An 18,977-nucleotide genomic window follows, 5' to 3' on the forward strand; every position below is an offset into this window, starting at 1 on the left:
CCGCAGAATTTGCAGTTCTGCGGGGTTGTTTATTTGCTATATTTAGGGAGAGAGGCGATCAGCTCGCCCGCGCCTGAAGGGCTTCTTCCGGGTCACGCAGGACATATCCGCGACCCCAGACAGTTTCGATATAATTTTCGCCATTGGTTGCCGCAGCCAGTTTCTTGCGCAGCTTGCAGACGAAAACGTCGATGATTTTGAGTTCCGGCTCATCCATGCCGCCGTAGAGGTGATTGAGGAACATTTCCTTGGTCAGGGTTGTTCCCTTGCGCAGGCTGAGCAGTTCCAGCATGCCATATTCCTTGCCTGTCAGATGCAGGCGCTGGCCGCTGACTTCGACCGATTTGGAATCCAGATTGACCACAAGGCGGCCTGTCTGGATGGTTGATTGCGCATGGCCCTTGGAGCGGCGCACGATGGCGTGAATACGCGCCACCAGTTCATCTTTGTTAAATGGCTTGGTCAGGTAATCATCCGCGCCGAAGCCGAGACCCTTAACTTTGTCATCCGGTTCCGACATGCCTGACAGGATCAGGATCGGGGTGGATACCTTGGCCGTCCGCAGCTTTTTAAGGACGTCATAACCGGACATGTCGGGCAGGCCGAGATCCAGTATAATAATGTCATAGTCGTAGAGTTTTCCGAGGTCTACGCCCTCTTCACCGAGATCGGTGGTGTATACATTGAAGCCCTCTGCGCTCAGCATCAATTCGATGCCACGCGCCATCGAGCTATCATCTTCTATCAATAAAACCCGCATCTTACTGTACCTCCTGTACGCAACCATTATTAATAAATTAACTTAACAAATAGTTAAAATAAAAGATAAAAATTAACTATCTTTGTTAACCCCGATTTACGCCATTTACGAAACATTAAAAGGTGTCGGGCACAATGGCCGGTGAGATCAACTACTGGGTTCTCCAGATCGACCGGTGGAGCATTTTTTTGCAGAATATAATTTCAGAAGTCAGCCGTCTTCCGACAGCGCAATATTATGGCCGCGTGGCCGCGATACAGGGGCTGCTGATTGAAATCGGCGGCATCCAACGGCGCCTGAGCATCGGCAGCCGTGTCAACCTCTGTGCCCGTGATGGGGGCAGGGTGAAGGGGGAGGTGGTCGGCTTCCGCGATGACCGGGCGCTTCTGATGCCGTTCGGAGCGCTTGACGGGATCGGGATTGGGTGCAAGGCGGAAATCGCCGAGCGTGATCCGGTGATCTATCCGAACCCAAGCTGGCTTGGTCGGGTCGTCAATGCAATGGGAGAACCGATCGACGGGGGGCCACCTCTCAAGGCGGGGAGTGATGCCGTTCCCTTCCGCAATGCCCCACCACCCGCCCATGCGCGGCAGCGGGTGGGGGAGAAGATAGATCTCGGCGTTCGGGCGCTGAACAGTTTCGTGACCTGTTGTCGCGGGCAGCGGATGGGGATTTTTGCGGGCTCCGGCGTCGGCAAATCCGTTCTCTTTTCCATGCTGGCGCGGAATACGGCGGCGGATGTCAATGTGATCGGCCTGATCGGCGAGCGGGGCCGTGAAGTGCAGGAATTTATCAAGGACGACCTTGGCGAGGAAGGGCTGAAACGCAGCATTGTCGTGGTGGCGACATCCGATGAGTCTGCCCTGATGCGACGGCAGGCCGCCTACCTCACCCTTGCCCTTGCCGAATATTTCCGCGATCTGGACAATGACGTTCTCTGCCTGATGGATAGCGTGACCCGTTTCGCTATGGCACAGCGGGACATCGGCCTGTCGGGCGGGGAACCGCCGACCAGCAAGGGCTATACGCCCACTGTATTCAGTGAACTTCCCAAGCTGCTGGAACGGGCCGGACCGGGAACGGGTAAAGGTTCTATCACCGGGCTGTTCACGGTGCTTGTTGAGGGCGACGACCATAACGAACCGGTGGCCGATGCGGTGCGCGGCATTCTCGATGGGCATATCGTGATGGAACGCGAGATTGCCGAGCGCGGACGATACCCGGCCATCAATATTCTGAAATCCATTTCCCGCACCATGCCCGGCTGCAACAGCGAGGAAGAAAGTTTCCTAGTCAACAAAGCAAAACAGTATCTGTCGACCTATGATGACATGGCCGAGATGATCCGTCTTGGCGCCTATCGCCGGGGCAGCGATGCGCTGGTTGATGAGGCGATCCATTTCTATCCGCTTCTTGAACAGTTCATGAGCCAGGGCAAGAAGGAACGGACAACCCTTGCCGACTGTTTTGCAGCGCTTTCCGACATTCTGGAACACAAGCCAGAATTTGAACCAGCCTGAAATGAGAATATGACGCATGAAGGGACTGGAAAATCTGATCCGGGTGCATAAATGGAAGCTCGATGAAAAACGGCGGGAGCTTGCCGATTTTGAAGAGCTCCGCCTCGGTTTCGTCAAACAGCTTCGCACACTTGAAGAGCAGCATCTGCGGGAACAGGAAGTGTCCGCCGGAAACCCCGAGGTTGGATTTTCCTATGCCGGCTATGCCGCCGCCGTGAAAGAGCAGAGCGGGAATATTCGCGCCAGCATTGCCGAGGTCGATGCAAAGATCGCGGAACTCACGGAAGAGGTTTCGGAATGCTATCAGGAGCTTAAAAAGTATCAGATAGCCCTTGATGCGCATAAGGCGAAAGAGAAATATGAGCAGAAAAGGCTTGAACAGATGAGCCTGGATGAAATTGCGCTCGAACTGCACCGCCGTAAAAGCCGTTAAAACAAGACTTTCATAAATTCCGGGCATCATTCGCTTTTTTAGTTGCGAGGGAGCTTCAAGTTGTATAGCATGAACAAATCATGAACATTGAGGCTGTGATTATGAATGTTCGGGAAAAGGCAGAGCTATTCAAGGCCCTGCATCAGCGGCAGCAAGCCTTTATCCTTCCCAATCCGTGGGATGCGGGTTCGGCAAAAATGCTGACGGCGCTCGGGTTTGAGGCCTTGGCGACAACAAGCGCGGGCTATGCCTTTTCATCCGGCAAGGGAACGGCAATCGGTGAAATCAGCCGGGAAGAAGCGCTTGATCACGCGGCCGGAATTCTTGCGGCGACGTCTTTGCCGGTCAGTGCCGATTTTGAAAATGGATACGGGCATAAGCCGGAAGACGTGGCGGAGACTGTCCGCCGTGCCGCCGAAATCGGCCTTGCCGGCTGCACCATAGAGGATACAACCGGTGATCCGAATAACCCCATTTATGATCGGGGGCAGGCGATTGAGCGGATTGCCGCAGCGGCGGAAGTTGTGGCGGGCCTCGACCGGCCTTTCATGCTGACGGCGCGGGCCGAGAATTACCTGTTCGGCAGGCCCGATTTTGCGGATACGCTGGCCCGGCTCCAGGGGTATGAGGCGGTCGGCGCCGATGTGTTGTATGCCCCGGCCCTTCCTGATCTTGAAACCATCGCGACAGTTTGCCGGGAAGTCTCGAAGCCCGTCAATATTGTCGCCGGTATCGGCCTGCCCGGGATTACGGTTGCTGAACTCGAAAAAGTCGGGGTGCGCCGGATCAGTGTCGGTTCCGCATTCGCCCGCCTGGCGTTTGGCGCAATGGTGAATGCCGCACGGGAAATCCGCGAAACCGGCTCCTTCGCCCCGTTCCAGTCCGCCGCAACCTTTGCCTCGCTTGAAAAGCTGATCAGGTCAGCCTCGCCATCACTGTGACGACGAGGTGATTACTTGCTGCCGATATGCGTTTCGTTGCGCGCCCTGGCGAGATGGATCTGTTTCTGCCGGTCGGCGAAGCGCTTTTTTTGATCCAGGCTCAGCTCGTCATGACAGCGCGGACAGCAGACTCCTTCCACATAAAGGTGCGATGATTTTTCTGCGTCCGTAATTGGCCGACGGCAGGCATAGCATTGATCATAGGAGCCTTTTTCAAGATCATGATTGACCGTCACCCGCTGATCAAAGACGAAACATTCCCCTTCCCAACGGCTCTGTTCTTTCGGAATATCCTCCAGATATTGCAGAATGCCGCCTTCAAGGTGGTAGACATTCTCGAACCCTTTGGACAGAAGGTAGGATGTGGATTTCTCGCAGCGGATCCCGCCCGTGCAGAACATGGCGATTTTTTTATCGCGCACCGGATCCAGCTTCTCTTCGACGAATTTTTTGAACTCGCGGAAGGTTTTCGTCTCCGGGTTGACCGCGCCGCGAAAGGTGCCGACCTCAACCTCGTAATCATTGCGCGTGTCGATCAGCAGCATATCGGGTTCATTAATCAGCCGGTTCCAGTCTTGCGGCTTGATATAGGTGCCGACTGTTTCACGTGGATCCAGCCCCTCTGCGCCAAGCGTGACAATTTCTTTTTTGAGCCGCACTTTCATACGATAGAAAGGCTGCTCCTGATGCAGGGCTTCCTTATGCTGAAGATCATCGAAACGGGAATCGGATTTCAGAAATTCAAGCAGCGTATCAATCGCCTCGCGGCTGCCGGATACCGTGCCGTTGATCCCTTCTTCCGCAAGCAGGAGGGTGCCCTGGATACCGTTCCGCTTGCACAGGGCGAGCAACTTGCCCTGCAATTCCGCATAGTCCGGTAGCTTTACGAATTTATAGAGTGCCGCAACGACGAACATGTCCTGCTTTCCAAAATGAAAATATGCGGCGAATATGGCGTAGCCGTCCGGTTCAATCAAGATTGAATATTGACATGTTCGGCGGAAGGCGGCGGCGGGCGGTAACAGGCGGAGAAGAAAACCATGACACGCTATGAATTCGATCAATTCTGTCGCTCGCTTCCGGCGACAACACATGTCATTCAGTGGGGCGATGCCTCCGTCTGGAAAGTCGGGGACAGGATTTTTGCCATCTGTTCAAACTGGGGGGCGGGCGAGGGGCCGAAGATCAGCTTCAAATGCAGCGATCTTGCCTTCCGGATCTTGAGCGAACAGAAGGGGATTATTCCCGCCCCCTACCTTGCCCGCGCCAAATGGGTGCAGCTTGCCCGATCCGGGGCGATGCCGGATGACGATATCCGCGATTACATTCGGGCGGCGCATCGTCTGATAAGCGGGAAATTGCCAAAGAAGCGGCGTGAAGAACTGGGCCTTTAGGGGCTCGGCGCGGCAGTTCCCTCTTCCCACTCTGCCAAGGGGTCTAGCGGAAAGGCGGGGCTGGCCCGGAAGGTAAGGTGACCCTTGAGACCGGAAATTTCCATATGTTCGGTGAAGATGCGGCTGATTTCCATCCGCATGGCGTCGGAAAGGTCGCTATGGCTGCGAATGGCAAGATTGAACTGATGGGCCTTGAACAGGCCGTCGAGTTGCATCTGACCGGAGCGAGTCAAGTTCAGCTCGATCACGAATCTTGTTGTTTCCGGCTGGCCTTCATTCTCCGGGTTGCCGTGACGGCGATAGAACATTCGCACCTGCCGTAAATTGGCGCCGTCGAAGAAGGGGAAGTTGAGGCTTTTCCAGTCTTGCCCGCCGGTCTCCCCCTGCAGGCGGCCGAGGCTTTTGAAATCATCGTCGAGCGCCTGCAACAGGGCGCCCCGGCCGCTGCCGCGCAGGGCACTGGTGAATTCCTGCCCCAGCCATTTGTCGATGGACCCGAGGCTGAGCGCGACGATGAAGAACAGCAGGCTGTTTGAAAGCTGGGCATTGGCCTGCGGGATCGCCTGACTGATCACATTCTGTGCGATGATCGGATCGGTCCGCGCAAGATGGTTGAGGGCTTCGCGCAAATTCGGCCAGTCCGCCATCAGCGGCTGCTGCGGGGCCTTGCTCCCGGCAATCCGGAGGTCTCCCTCCGGCAGTGGGAAAGCCGTGATTTCATTGGCAGGGGCGAACTGCATCGTCGTGCCGATAGAGGGGGGCGTTTTGCTGTTGAAAGCAAGCGTGCCGAGGGGCGTTTGCAATGTCACTCGCGCGAAGACAGTCGGCTCCGCCGCCCGCGCAATGGCGATGACACTGCCCTGGTAAATTCCTTCGCGCGGGGATAAGGGGGTGCCGGCGGTTTGCGGGCGGATGATAATATTGAATTTTTCCGTGCCTGCCGGGTGTGCAGCCTCTTGCGGACGCCCGGTTGTCATGCCGGGTGGGGACAGGATTTCCGCGCGGACAAGATGCTGTAGGGGATGGCTCTGCGCGCCGCCGGGGCGCGGCGGCGAGAGGGGGGGGTGCACTCCGCCTCCCGCCGTCGGGGCAGGATTGTAGGAACGCTGATAGGCTGCGAAACCATGAGAGTGAGTCGTTCCGACATTGCCCGGCGGCATTTCGAAGCCATCCGGCAGCGGCGGGAGCGTTCTTATCGCGACGGTGGCCGGAGGCGCTGAGGCCGCGGACGGAACTTCCGGTGACGATGGCAAAGGCGGAGTTGTCGATGGGGCAAGACGCAGGGCCAGAGACGACAAAACAGGTCTATCGGTAGCGACCTGCGCCGGATTAAGCTGGCCCGCTCTGACATAGCCCTCGGCCGTAAGAGGCGGTTTGTCAATGATTGGCAGCAGCCGAACCTCAAGCGGCGGGCTAATCTCGCGTCCGTTAAAGGCGATGAGGCGGGCCATCACCACATCCTGATGCTGAGTAATTTCAAAAGTGATATGGCTGCCAATCGGAAACTGCAGGGGGGTAGTGATGCGGAAATTACCAAGCTCGGTGTGCAGCACAACATGATCGTTGGATGTTTTCGCCATGACTACGGCGTGCAGGACCGTATTTTCCTGTAATTGCCGGGCGGGCGGCTGCGGTTGGCCGTTTTGCGCAGGCAAGCCGTCTCCCTGCCCGGTGGAAGGGGCGGTGCTGGCGGGCGCAACTGGCCCTTGACCACTGGCAGGTGAAGCCGCGCTTCCTGCAAGGGTTGGTGGGACGCCGGATGATGCGCGAATGCCGCTCATGCCTTTACCGCATTGCTATGCGGTCCCCCTGATAATATAGCGGGCGAGATCCTCAACGGCGCCTGCCGCGCGGCTCGTCGGGAAGCGGGTCATCAGCCCCATCTGTGCCCGGATGGCATTCGAGACTTTTTCATCCTGTTCGATAATTCCTGCGAGCGGCGGCTCGATCTGCAGGAAATTCCGACAGGCGCTCAGCAGCTTGTCATAAATCTTGAGCCCTTCCGCCTCTGATTTCGCCATATTTATCAGAATGCGTAAATCTGCCTCCGGCGCCGTCTGGGTCGTCACCTTGATATAGGCATAGGCGTCGGTCAGCGATGTCGGATCACCGGTTGTAATAACAAGTTTCGGGCCCAGGCCGCTGGAAAGCGTCTTGACCGCATCATCAATCCCGGCGCCAAGATCAAGGATGATATAATCATACTCCGCGCCCAGCAGGGCAAGATCCTGCCGGATTTCCCGAAGCTGGGTGACACCGAGGGAGCCGAGCGAACCGGAGCCGGAACGCCCGGCAATGAGGTCGAACCCTCCAGCGTCACAGCGGAAAATGACATCGTGAAGAGACATCTCTCCGCTGATCACGGTGGCAAGGTCCAGCTCCGGCATGAGGCCAAGCTGAATATCCACATTGGCGAGGCCGACATCGCCGTCAAACAGCAGGACTTTCTTGCCGGCATTGGCAAGGGCCTGCGTAAGACTGACCGCGAGAACCGTTTTGCCGACGCCCCCCTTGCCAGAGGCGATGGTGATGATGTTATTGCCCGCAGGGCGCATGGCGGGATGCATTTCGGGCCGGTTGCGAAGGGGGCTTTCTGTCTGGATCATGGTTTTACCTTGTCAAATTCCTTGCCGACTTCCGGGCGGGTGGGATCGCGAAGCAGAAGCCGCGCCAGATTTACCGGGTTGATGGTGTGAAGGCCGGTTGCGACGGACGGCGAGACGCTGGCGTAGGAAAAGCTGAGCTTTGCACTCCGCGCCGCCGTGAAAATACCGCCATAGCGGCGTGTTGTATCAAGGCGGGTAACGATCATCCGCCGGGCGCCGAGGGCGGCAAACCCTTCTGCGGTGTCGCTCATCTCGGCGGTGTCTGTGCCCGCGGCCAGAACGACAACCGGCTCCGCGCGGGCCGCAATGATATAGCGGGTGAGGGCGGCCACCTCTCCTTCGTCATAAATATTGATGCCACCGGTGTCGATGAGGATATCGGCCGTACCGTCGATCTTGCTGCTTTCCAGCAGTGCTTTGAGTGCTTCCGGCGTTTCGATTACTTCAAGGCTGAAGCCGAGAATGTCCGTATAGGCCCTGAGCTGTTCGATGGCGCCCGCCCGGCTGGTGTCGGTCGTGATTACGTGAACCTGCCGCCCCTGCATTTTGGCGGCGGCGGCGAATTTGGCGATTGTCGCGGTTTTGCCAACGCCAGGCGGGCCGACCAGCATCATCGGCGCCTTGCGTCCCGATAGGCGGGATGAATAGGCGAAGTGGCTGTCAAAGGCCGCCGCGAGGGCCATTTCCGTATCCTCCGTCTTGACCGCAAGGGCTGTTCGACAAAGTATTTCCGCAAGCCGTGTGGGAATGCCGTGATAAGCCATGGACTGTACAAGCGTTTCCATTTTCGGCGTGACCCGGATGGGCTGGCTGGCGTCAGAGGACTGGACACGCGCGTCCTGTTTCGGTGTCGGCATCTGTCCATGACCATTGACGGCATCAGGGGCGGGCGAGCCGGTTTCGGCTTTCCAGTCCCGGTCCCAGTCAGCCGCCCAGCTGTCCGCTTTATGCGCCGCCGGTTTTTCCATCTGCTCGACAGCGGCCGTCAGCTGGATTTCCCCGCTGTCCATCGTCTGGCTTGACAGGATGATCGCTTCCGGGCCCATTTCAAGACGCAGCAGGCTGATCGCCTTTTCCATGGAAGGAGCTGTGTAAGTCTTGATCCGCATTCAGCCGGTCCTCACACTTGCGCCAAAGTTTTGAGGCGGGCTTTCGGATGCACCTCATTTTGCGACATTACGACGGTCGTCGGGCGGAACCGCTCGATAATGGAGCGGACATAAGGCCGGATGACCGGGCTGGTCAGCATCACGGGGCTGTGCCCCTGTCTCGCCAGCGTGTCGAACACGTCGCGGACGCGGGCAATGAATTCCTGAAGCTGGCTCGGCGCCATGGAAAGCTGGCGGTCATCGCCCTGCCCGATAATGGCATTGGCGAAATTCTGCTCCCACTGCGGCGTCAGGGTGACCAGCGGGATATAGCCGTCATCCGCCGTGTTGACGGCCGAAATCTGCCGCGCAAGCCGGGCCCGGACATGTTCGGTAATAATGTTGATATTCTTGGAATATCCGGTGGCTTCGGAAATGCCTTCCAGAATGGTTGCCAGATCGCGGATTGAAATCCGTTCCGCCAGCAGGTTCTGCAAGATGCGCTGGACACCGCTGACTGAAATATGGGTCGGGATCAGATCGGCGATGAGCTTCTGGTTAATGCTTGGCAGATCATCGAGCAGTTTCTGCGTCTCGGCATAGGACAGCAGGTCCGGCATATGATCTTTGAGGATTTCTGTCAGATGCGTGGTGATGACGGTTGACGGATCAACGATGGTATAGCCACGGAAGGATGCTTCCTCGCGCTGTCCCGTATCCACCCAGATGGCGGGCAGGCCGAATGTCGGCTCTACCGTTTCCTCGCCCGGCAGGTCGATACTCCTGCCCTGCGGATCCATGATCAGCAAGTTGTTCGGGCGGACATCGCCGGAACCGGCCTCCACTTCCTTGACGCGGACAAGATAGCTGTTCGCCGGAAGCTGCATGTTATCAAGAATGCGCACGCTTGGCATGACGAAGCCCATCTCGCTCGCAATCTGGCGGCGCAGGGCCTTGATCTGATCGGTCAGGCGGTAGCCTTCCGTGTCATTGATAAGGGACAGCAGGCCGTATCCGAGTTCAAGTCGCAGATCGTCGATGGCGAGCGCTGTGGATATCGGCTCTTCTGCCGGAACGGCGGCCTTTTTGCTTTCGAGTTTGAGCTGTTCTTCCTGGCTCGCCTGCAGTTCCTGTTTACGGTTGAGGACAAAGGCGGAATAGCCAATCCCCCCGGCGAGGATGAGAAAGGGGATCATCGGCACACCGGGCAGCAGCGCCAGACCAACCAGCAGGGCGGCGCTGACGCCAAGGGCGCGCGGGTATCCGCCAAGCTGGTCGAGCAGGGCCTTATCCGTTGTCCCGGTGATCCCGCCGCGCGAAACAAGAAGGCCCGCCGCAACTGAAACGATCAGCGCGGGAACCTGGCTGACGAGACCGTCACCAACGGTGAGCAGGGTATAGCTGTTGGCAGCGGCGGAAAAGGTCAGGCCTTCCTGCGCGACGCCGATAATGATACCGCCGATGATATTGATGAAGGTGATGAGCAGACCGGCAATGGCATCGCCGCGCACGAATTTGGACGCACCGTCCATGGAGCCGTAGAAGCTGCTTTCATCCTCCAGCTCCTTGCGCCGCTTGCGGGCAGTGTCTTCATTGATCATGCCGGCGGAAAGATCGGCGTCGATGGCCATCTGTTTGCCCGGCATGGCGTCCAGGGAGAAACGGGCTGCGACTTCAGCAATACGTCCCGAACCCTTGGTGATGACAACGAAATTGACAAGGATGAGAATGGCAAAAACGATGATGCCGATCACAAAATTCCCGCCCATGACGAAACTGCCAAAGGCCGCAATCACATGACCGGCAGCCTCTGGTCCCGTATGCCCCTCTGACAGGATCAGGCGGGTCGAGGCGAGATTGAGGGCCAGACGCAGCATGGTCGCAATCAGGAGTACTGTCGGGAAGGAGCTGAAATCGAGAGGCTTCGAGATAAACAGGCAGGTCATGAGGATCACGACCGAAAAGGTGATCGAGATGGCCAGGCTGAAATCCAGCAGCCAGCTCGGCATCGGCAAGATCAGGACCATCAGGATGCAGACGACGCCGAAAGCAAGGCCGATATCGCTCCGTCCGACGAGCTGTGTCGCCCGTCCCAGAAGGGCGCTGCCGCCTCGCATGGCTCCTGCGGATGACTGAGTGTCACTCATGTATCAGTTCTTTCAATAAAAGGATCGCGGGGCATTCTCAGGCGCGGGCCTGATAGCGGGCTTCGCCTGCGGCCGCCGGGATATCAATGCCATCATCGGAGTAGAGCTTGAGCTTGTTCCGCAGCGTACGGATTGAAATGCCGAGAATATTGGCGGCGTGCGTCCGGTTGCCGAGGCAATGATCCAGGGTATTGAGGATCAGGTCTTTTTCCACATCGGCAACTTTCCGCCCGACGAGGGTGCTGACCGGTGCAGCGCCTGCTGCGGCAATACTCATGGCGGCGACGCCTGAATGGGTATCCGGTGTGGCGCTGCCATCCGGCATCAGGATCGCATCTGCGGTAATGGCATCCCCCTGACACAGCAGAACGGCGCGATGGATAGTGTTTTCCAGCTCCCGCACATTGCCTTTCCATGGATTTGCCTTCAGCTTGGCCATGGCACCCTCATTGATCTTGCGCTCGCTGAGGCCATTGGACTCTGAATATTTCTTGGCGAAATGCCGGGAAAGGATCTCGATATCCTGCGGGCGCTGGCGTAGCGGCGGAATTTTCAGCGTGACGACATTCAGGCGGAACAGCAGATCCTCGCGAAATGTCTTTTCGGCCACAGCTTCGGCGAGGTCCCGGTTGGATGTCGCAATGATGCGGATATCGACGGGGACCGGCTTTGTGCCGCCGACGCGGTCGATCATCTTTTCCTGAATGGCGCGCAGCAGCTTGGCCTGAAGCTGAATGTCCATTTCACTGATTTCATCGAGCAGCAGCGTGCCGCCGCTCGCTTCTTCGAATTTGCCGATGCGGCGGGCGATGGCGCCAGTGAACGCGCCTTTTTCATGGCCGAAGAGCTCGGATTCCAGCAGGTTTTCCGGGATGGCGGCGCAGTTCACGCAGACAAAAGGCTTGTCCGCGCGATTGCTTTTCGAATGCAGATAGCTCGCCATGACTTCCTTGCCGGTTCCCGTTTCGCCATTGATCAGGACAGAGGCGGAAGAGGGGGCAATCTGATCGGCAAGGGCGACAACGTCGCCCATGGCGGGATCGGCGAAAACCAGCCGGTTGTTTTCCTGGGAAACGGCTTCCAGAACGGCGGCGATGAGCTCAGGATCCGGCGGCAGCGGCAGAAATTCCTTCGCGCCCGCCCGGATGGCATTGGCGGCGGCTGTCGCGTCCGTATTCACGCCGCAGGCGATGACCGGCAGATTGATCCGCTCGCTGGAGAGCATGGAGACGAGATTGCGGATTGGCAGATTGACATCAATCATGGCCATGTCCGCGCCCTTGCCCGCCCGGAGCGATGCCATCGCCATTTCGATATCGTCCACATGGCTGACCTTGGCGCCGCGCGACATCGCAATCTGGCTGGCGGCACCGATCTGACCGTTCAGGGAACCGATTATTAGCAACCTCATCGAATTACTCTCCTAAAGACTTAGCTGTAGTACTGCACGCGGCTTGCGGGCGGCAGCAGGGTGTTTAACAACATTTCAAGGCGGCGCGGATTTTCCTGCCGGCCGATAGAGGCGGCGCCAAGCATGAAGACACGGTTCAGCAGCACTTCCTCGGCGGAATTGCGCTCCAGCTTCGATGCCAGCGGATTAAAGAACATGTTGGCGAGAACAGCGCCATAAAAGGTGGTGAGCAGAGCGACGGCCATGGCGGGGCCGATGGTGCTCGGGTCATTCAGATTGCCCAGCATCTGGACAAGACCGACCAGCGTGCCGATCAGGCCCATGGCGGGGGCAACTTCGGCGGCTTTGCGCAGTACGCCCGAGCTGGTGTTGTGTCGCGCGATCATGCCATTCAGGTCATTCTGAAGAATGCGATTGACTTCCTCTGCGGGCAACCCGTCGATGACAAGCTGCAAGGATTTGCGCTGAAAGCTGTCTTCTTCCAGCATCTGGATGTAGTTTTGCAGGTGGAGCACGCCTTTCCCGCGGCATTTGTCCGCCAGTTCGAGCATGGAATAGGCGGCGAAATCAGGCGATAAATTCTTGGTGAAGAGGGTGCCCACGATAAGCTTCTGCGCCCGAATGACTTCGCTCAGCGAAAAGCTGATTGTGGTGACAAGAAATGTCCCGCCCAACACCAGGAGAACGGAGGGCAGATTAAAGAATGACGCAAGCGACCCGCCCAGCAGAACGGCGCCGGTGACCAGCGCGAAACTGCCGAATAGTCCAAGAACGGTTGCCAAGTCAAATCTGTTCACAACGTGCTCCGCTTATCCCTGACGGCGATCTGCTTTGATGATTTCGGTCATGGTGACGCCGAGACGGTCTTCCACGACGACGACCTCACCGCGCGCGACGAGCCGGTTGTTGACATAGATGTCGATGGCCTCGCCGACCTTTCGGTCCAGTTCGATCACTGCGCCGCGTCCGAGCTTCAGAAGCTGGCTGACCCGCATCCGTGATTTGCCCAGAACGGCGGTTACATGAACGGGAATGTCGAAGACAGCTTCAAGATCCGCCGCTGTACGGGCGATCTCGCTGTCGTCTTCTGCATTGAATTCATGGCTTTCTGCAGTTTCCGTCTCATCGCTGACGGCGACATCGGCGGATTGCGCTTGCGGTTTGCCAAGATCTTCAAGGTCGAATTCATCATCTGCCACTTTCATTACTCCTTAAAGCGGGCCAGTTTCGGACTGGCTGAATGGGTTATCTGTTGGTTCCGCGCTGCCTTCAATAGAGCGGATGAAGCGGCCGATCATTTCATCAAGCCGCCCTTCAATATTGCTGAGACGCCGTTCCGTCCCCCCATCGGCCCATTCAATACGGCAATCGCCGGACTGGGCCTCATCGTCAGGCAGCAGGATCAACTTTCCCTGAAATCCGGCACGCATGCCGATTTCGTCAAGCCGGGGGGCAATACGCTGGCAGGTGTCATCGCTGGCGCGAACCACGATCCGTGGTTCGTCGTGCAGATCGGCCAGGCATTCTTCGATCAGACGCCGGACTTCCGATTCCGGAGCCAGTTCAATCATCTTTGGGGCGAGCCGGGATGCCAGCGCAAATGCAAGGCTGGCGGCCTCGCCTTTGATCGCATTGACCTTCTGTTCGTGATTTCCGATAAGCCTGCCGAGCTGTGCGCCGATTGATCCGATGGTTTCCGCAATATTTGTTTCCAGGCCCTGCAATGCCTGGCTCTGGCCTTGCCGCCGGCCATTTTCAAAGGCCTCTGCCTTCAAAGACGCGACTTCGGTTTCGGTGAAGACGACCTCTTCGCGCGGGGCCGGTTTCGAGGCCTGCTTTCGGGCGGCGCCTTCAATTCCGAATTCGGTATCGAACATAAATTTGGTGGTGACGGTCATAACGGATTGCGCCCTCAGTAAATCAGTTCATCATCACCGCCGCTATCGGCGAGAATGATGTCGCCGTTATCGGCCAGATCTTTGGCGATATTGACAATTTCCATCTGGGCTTCATCCACGTCGCGCAAGCGGACCGGCCCCATTGCCTCCATATCCTCGCGCAGGATTTTGGCGGCGCGTTCCGACATGTTCGTGAAAAACAGATCCCGCAGGCTTTCCGAAGCGCCTTTGAGGCAGATCCCCAGGCGTTCCTTGTCAACATTGCGGAGCAAGGTCTGCACGCCTGCCGGATCAAGTTTCAGCAGATCTTCAAAGGTGAACATGAGGGCCTTGATTTTTTCAGCGGAGTCGCGGTTGCGTTCCTCCAGCGCGGAAACGAAGCGGCCTTCGGTATTGCGATCAAAATTATTGAAGATTTCGGCCATCATTTCATGGCTGTCGCGCTTGTTGGTTTTGGCGAGGTTGTTCATAAACTCGCTGCGCAGCGTATCCTCTATCTTGTCGAGGACTTCCTTCTGCACGGATTCCATCTGCAACATCCGGTTCACAACTTCGAGGGCAAAATCCTCGGGCAGCGTCGAGAGGACCTTTGCCGCATGTCCGGGGCTGATTTTGCTCATAACGACGGCGACGGTCTGCGGATACTCATTTTTGAGATAGTTCGCCAGCACCTGTTCATTCACATTGGCAAGCTTGTCCCACATTGTTCGCCCGGCGGGACCGCGGATCTCTTCCATGATGCCTTCAACACGGTCTGTGGAAAGCGCTTTCATCAGCAAACGTTCCGTTGCCTCATAGCTACCGACGATATTGCCGGTGGATGAAATCTTGCTGGCGAACTCGACGAACAGGGTTTCCATCACCGATGCCGATATTGATCCCAGATTGGACATTGCCTGCGATATTTCCTTGATCTCCTCCTCGTCAAGGCGGGTCCAGAGATCTTTTGTATGCTCCTCGCCGAGAGCGAGCATCATGACGGCGGCTTTATCCACGCCGTTCAGATATTTTGCATCATTAATGACCATGAATAAGCGCCCTTTTTACGAGTCGTGGTAGAGCCAGCTACGGAGAATGGAGATGGCCTCATCGGGGTGTTTGTCGACGATTTCGGAGACCTTGTTGAGGGCGGAGGTTCTGACCTGACCGTCCACCTTGTCGATGTCGATCATGTTGTCCACTTCGTTCAGCGTTTCAGATCGTGGAGCACTGGCCTGGGCCTGACCATGGGCGATTGCGGGGACCGCACCGCCCCCAGCAAGGGCGCCGACAGCACCGGCAGGTCCGGCAAGAGCGGGGGTTGCACCACCAAGAGCAAGGGCACGGTTGAGCAGCGGACGGACGACGAGAAGCAACGCCAGTATGGCGACAATCACCAGAACGCCCATTTCGCCAATTTTGAACAGATCCTTTTTCGTCAGCCCCATAAAGAGAACGTCGCTTTCGACTTCTGCTTCGGGAAAGGGCTCGGCTACCATGGCGAAAGGCATGTTGACCACCTCGACAACATCGCCGCGCGCGTCATCGAAGCCGATTGCCGATTTGACCAGTCGGCTGACTTTTTCCAGCGCGTCTGCTTCCAGCGGCTGGTAGTTTCTGGTTCCGTCTTCTGCGATAGACGTCTGGCCGTTGACAAGAACGGCGACCGTAAGACGCCGGACCGGCCCGGCTTCCCGTACTTCTGTCGTAACGGTTTTCGAAATTTCGTAATTGACGGTTTCTTCCGTTCGGGAGGTGGCATTTTCAGAGCTGGAACCGGCGCCATTTCCTGCATCGGCTTCAGGAAGGTTGTTTGCGACGGTAACGGCCTGATCGCCCGTGGTCCCTTCATTTGAACTGCTGTTTTCCTCAACAAGCTGAGAGGAGCGGACAACCTGGCTGTCGGGATCGTAGGTCTCGGAGTGCACGGTAAGCTGGTCGAAATCCATAACCGCGCTGACTTCCGCCCGCACATTGCCCCGGCCAAGCGACTTTTCGAGAAGCTCTTCTATCTGGTCTTTCAGACGGCTTTCATAAGCGATACGCTTGAAGTCATTTTGTGAACTGATCCCGACGCCCGGCGTTTCCTTGCCATCGCCGCGGGCCAGCAGGTTGCCATTTTCATCGACGATTGAAATATGTGACGGGGAAAGTGACGGGACGGCGGATGCGGTCATATGCTGGATGGCGGAAATCTGGTCTTCGGTCAGGCGCCCGCGACCATTGAGTTTAAGGACAATGGAGGCGCTGGCCTCCCGTTTGTCGCGACTGAAGACTTCCCGCTTCGGCAGGACAAGATGCACACGGGCCGCGGCGACACTGTTGATCGCGCGGATGGTACGCGCCAACTCACCTTCAAGTGCGCGGACATAATTGACATTCTGGACGAAGCTGGTTGTGCCGAAGGTATCTGAATTGTCGAAAATTTCATATCCGACGGAACCGCCGTTCGGCAACCCGACTTCCGCCATCTTCAGGCGGATAAGGGCAACCTGGTCTTCGGGAATGAGGATATCACGGCCGTTGGCTGAAACCTGAAAGGGGATATTGTCCGTTTCCAGCTTGGCGACGATCGAGGCGGAATCCGACGGTTCCAGTCCACCATAGAGAAGCGCATAATCAGGGCTGCTGATCCGGCTCGCCATCAACATGATCAGCGCGATCAGGCCTATTGCGACTGATCCCAGAATGACAACTTTAACTGTTCCCAAACTTTGAAGAAGCTGGCTTAGTCCGTTCACAGGCGCCCCACTCGATTAAAATATGCGTAAAATTATTTCACTTCCTGAAAAATACGCGGAGGAGATAAACAACTGGTTAACGGCAGGCAATTTTTGCCGGGCAGTCGGAAAATTTTGCCTAGCATGTTTCAACAGGGCGTCAGGGAAAGAGAGCGGGACAGGGGAGATATTTCTGAATACGCCAAAATAAAAGCCCGGCGGAATGCCGGGCTTTGCATAAAAATGGAATAACAAGTGACTTAATCAGTCATTTTTGTGAATGGGATCGCTGGGGCGATATTCCTGAATACGGGTCGTCCGGAGCCCCGGAAGGCCATGTTTGTCGATTGCTTTTTGCCAGGACAGAAATTCCTCGACAGAAAGTGTGTAGCGGCGGCATGCATCATCCAGACTTATAAGTCCGCCGCGAACGGCAGCAACGACTTCCGCCTTGCGCCGGATAACCCATCGTTTGGTATCCTTGGGCGGCAGATCATGGATCGTCATCGGCTGACCATCCAGCCCAATGATACGATTTACCTTGCGGTCCATTTGCGACTGCATTTTCGCATTACCTCATACTTGTGTTTTCTCTTGAGCCGTCATCATATCCGCTGCGATTTAACAAACCGCTAATGAGGTTGGTTAATTTAACCTTCATGGCGAAAAGGGCTGTTTTCCGCCATGAAGATATGATTTCAAGCCCCTGATCCGTTACCGTTTCAGACGGATCAGCTCTTCCAGCATTTCATCGGCCGTGGTGATGATTTTGCCGGACGCGGAATAGGACCGCTGGGTGACGATCATGCGGGTAAATTCTTCCGCAATATCCACTGTTGACGCTTCTGTCGCCGAAGAAATTATCTTGCCCGCGCCACCAATGGTGGCTTCGCGCAGGGTAAAGGTGCCGGCTTCGGGCGTTTCGTCATAGGCATTGCCATCCCGGCTTTGCAAGCCATTGGGGTTGGCGAAGGTGGCGATTGGAATCTTGTAGATTTCCTGCGAGGTGCCGTTATCGAACTTGGCCACCAGAACACCCTGCTCATTGATGTGTACAGATTCAAATGCGCCAAATAGTGCGCCGTTCACGTCAGAGGAAACAAGTTCGGATACTGCGCCTGATTGCGTGAACCCATTGGACAGACCATCAGTACCAAAAGAGAGATCAATCGCCTGCGGGGAATTGATCCCCATTGTGGCGGCCCAGGGGATGCTGATGGAGTTGGGCAGTGTTGTCGCGCCCATATCCAGTGTACCGTCAGAGTTGAAACCGACAATAGCGGAGGTGATCATGTTTTCCGCGCCGTCGCCGTCCGTATCAGCCGTTATCTCAACCGTCCATTCGTTGGGTGTCACGCCGGAGCCGGTTCGCAGGAAGTTAAGCGTTACCGTATGAGCGGCACCGAGACTGTCATAAATCTGGAACGAGCGGACGAAATGCGGCTCGACTGTACCATTGGTCATGTCACCCGCCACATAGCCGGGACCATAGGTTGTCTGGTTGGCGGAAAGATTGGCTTGTAGTGAGATGCTGGAGGTTGCCTCGGCATTGCCCGTCAGACCGGTGATATTGACCGGCGACAGCGCCGCAAGATCTGACCGGTTGGCGGGAATGTTTCCATCGGGATCAATTTCCCAGCCTTGCAGATAATAACCCTGTGCATTGCGAAGCAGGCCGTTCGCATCCGGCTCGAACGTACCGGCGCGCGTAAAGACATAGTTATCGCCGGTCGTGCCGGGGTTCGCCGAAGAGCTGACGACAAAGAAACCATCGCCAGCAATGGCCATATGGGTATCGCTTGTCGAGCCGGAGACCAACCCCTGCCGATCAATCTGCGTACGTGGATGGACCTGAACACCGCCGGCAGTATAGGTGGTGTCCGTTGAGCTTTCGGTTACAAGGGTGGAAAAGATTGCTTTCGTTCCCTTGTAGCCGATGGTGTTGGTGTTCGAAATATTATCCGAAATCGTTGCCATCGCCATAGATTGCGCGGCCAATCCGGAAACACCGGAAAACATTGCTGCAGTCAAACTCATTTTCTCTCTCCTATATTACCGCCCGCCCAGGGGACGCGGCGTG

18 protein-coding genes are annotated in these 18,977 nt (G+C 56.8%); 4 read left to right on the forward strand and 14 right to left on the reverse strand.

What is annotated here, in order from left to right; genetic code table 11:
- Positions 1-58: 58 nt before the first annotated feature.
- The gene (gene ctrA / locus CMN55_RS00560) at positions 59-760 is read right to left on the reverse strand and encodes a response regulator transcription factor CtrA (RefSeq protein WP_293947559.1); all 702 of its coding nucleotides are present in this window, start codon (positions 758-760) and stop codon (positions 59-61) included.
- Positions 761-894: 134 nt separating this feature from the next.
- Between ctrA and fliI the strand changes: the two genes are divergently transcribed.
- The 3 genes from fliI to CMN55_RS00575 all read left to right on the forward strand — a co-directional run bounded on the left by fliI (position 895) and on the right by CMN55_RS00575 (position 3,654).
- On the forward strand, positions 895-2,280 hold the full coding sequence (gene fliI, locus CMN55_RS00565; RefSeq protein WP_293947561.1) for a flagellar protein export ATPase FliI: 1,386 nt from the start codon (positions 895-897) through the stop codon (positions 2,278-2,280).
- A 16-nt stretch (positions 2,281-2,296) separates the two neighbouring features.
- The gene (locus tag CMN55_RS00570) at positions 2,297-2,713 is read left to right on the forward strand and encodes a flagellar export protein FliJ (protein ID WP_293947562.1); all 417 of its coding nucleotides are present in this window, start codon (positions 2,297-2,299) and stop codon (positions 2,711-2,713) included.
- 80 nt (positions 2,714-2,793) lie between these two features.
- Entirely contained in the window at positions 2,794-3,654 is an 861-nt protein-coding gene (locus CMN55_RS00575) for an isocitrate lyase/PEP mutase family protein (protein ID WP_293947563.1), read from the forward strand.
- 11 nt (positions 3,655-3,665) lie between these two features.
- Here the strand turns inward: CMN55_RS00575 and trhO are convergent, their stop codons facing one another.
- Entirely contained in the window at positions 3,666-4,571 is a 906-nt protein-coding gene (gene trhO / locus CMN55_RS00580; RefSeq protein ID WP_293947564.1) for an oxygen-dependent tRNA uridine(34) hydroxylase TrhO, read from the reverse strand.
- A gap of 123 nt (positions 4,572-4,694) precedes the next feature.
- Between trhO and CMN55_RS00585 the strand changes: the two genes are divergently transcribed.
- Positions 4,695-5,048 (forward strand): MmcQ/YjbR family DNA-binding protein, encoded by a 354-nt coding sequence (locus CMN55_RS00585; protein WP_293947565.1) that lies wholly within the window; start codon positions 4,695-4,697, stop codon positions 5,046-5,048.
- On the opposite strand, the gene CMN55_RS00590 is transcribed toward CMN55_RS00585, so the two are convergent.
- The 12 genes from CMN55_RS00590 to flgE all read right to left on the reverse strand — a co-directional run bounded on the left by CMN55_RS00590 (position 5,045) and on the right by flgE (position 18,934).
- Positions 5,045-6,703 carry a YML083C domain-containing protein gene (locus CMN55_RS00590; protein WP_293947566.1) on the reverse strand — a complete coding sequence of 553 codons (1,659 nt, stop codon included), beginning with the start codon at positions 6,701-6,703 and terminating at the stop codon, positions 5,045-5,047. The genes CMN55_RS00585 and CMN55_RS00590 overlap by 4 nt on opposite strands.
- A 141-nt stretch (positions 6,704-6,844) precedes the next feature.
- Positions 6,845-7,654 carry a nucleotide-binding protein gene (locus CMN55_RS00595; protein ID WP_293947567.1) on the reverse strand — a complete coding sequence of 270 codons (810 nt, stop codon included), beginning with the start codon at positions 7,652-7,654 and terminating at the stop codon, positions 6,845-6,847.
- Entirely contained in the window at positions 7,651-8,763 is a 1,113-nt protein-coding gene (locus tag CMN55_RS00600; RefSeq protein ID WP_293947569.1) for a flagellar biosynthesis protein FlhF, read from the reverse strand. The genes CMN55_RS00595 and CMN55_RS00600 overlap by 4 nt, the downstream gene beginning before the upstream one ends.
- 11 nt (positions 8,764-8,774) lie before the next feature.
- The gene (flhA, locus tag CMN55_RS00605; protein WP_293947570.1) at positions 8,775-10,889 is read right to left on the reverse strand and encodes a flagellar biosynthesis protein FlhA; all 2,115 of its coding nucleotides are present in this window, start codon (positions 10,887-10,889) and stop codon (positions 8,775-8,777) included.
- 37 nt (positions 10,890-10,926) lie between these two features.
- Positions 10,927-12,300, reverse strand: coding sequence for a sigma-54-dependent transcriptional regulator FlbD (gene flbD, locus CMN55_RS00610; protein WP_293947571.1), 1,374 nt, complete (start codon positions 12,298-12,300; stop codon positions 10,927-10,929).
- Positions 12,301-12,320: 20 nt separating this feature from the next.
- Positions 12,321-13,097, reverse strand: a complete 777-nt coding sequence (locus tag CMN55_RS00615) for a motility protein A (RefSeq protein WP_293947572.1) — start codon at positions 13,095-13,097, stop codon at positions 12,321-12,323.
- A gap of 12 nt (positions 13,098-13,109) precedes the next feature.
- The gene (gene fliN / locus CMN55_RS00620; RefSeq protein WP_293947573.1) at positions 13,110-13,499 is read right to left on the reverse strand and encodes a flagellar motor switch protein FliN; all 390 of its coding nucleotides are present in this window, start codon (positions 13,497-13,499) and stop codon (positions 13,110-13,112) included.
- Positions 13,500-13,511: 12 nt separating this feature from the next.
- Positions 13,512-14,198: a FliH/SctL family protein gene (locus CMN55_RS00625; RefSeq protein WP_293947574.1), complete on the reverse strand. Its 687-nt coding sequence runs from the start codon at positions 14,196-14,198 to the stop codon at positions 13,512-13,514.
- A gap of 14 nt (positions 14,199-14,212) precedes the next feature.
- A complete protein-coding gene (gene fliG, locus CMN55_RS00630; RefSeq protein ID WP_293947575.1) occupies positions 14,213-15,226 on the reverse strand; it encodes a flagellar motor switch protein FliG in 1,014 nt (337 codons plus the stop codon).
- Between the two features lie 15 nt (positions 15,227-15,241).
- Complete coding sequence (fliF, locus tag CMN55_RS00635; protein ID WP_293947576.1) at positions 15,242-16,918, reverse strand: flagellar basal-body MS-ring/collar protein FliF; 1,677 nt, start codon at positions 16,916-16,918, stop codon at positions 15,242-15,244.
- Between the two features lie 243 nt (positions 16,919-17,161).
- Positions 17,162-17,461 (reverse strand): CtrA inhibitor SciP, encoded by a 300-nt coding sequence (gene sciP, locus CMN55_RS00640; RefSeq protein ID WP_293947577.1) that lies wholly within the window; start codon positions 17,459-17,461, stop codon positions 17,162-17,164.
- 150 nt (positions 17,462-17,611) lie between these two features.
- On the reverse strand, positions 17,612-18,934 hold the full coding sequence (gene flgE, locus CMN55_RS00645) for a flagellar hook protein FlgE (RefSeq protein WP_293947578.1): 1,323 nt from the start codon (positions 18,932-18,934) through the stop codon (positions 17,612-17,614).
- Positions 18,935-18,977 lie beyond the last annotated feature (43 nt).

Source organism: Sneathiella sp. (assembly GCF_002694385.1).
GTDB lineage: Bacteria > Pseudomonadota > Alphaproteobacteria > Sneathiellales > Sneathiellaceae > Sneathiella.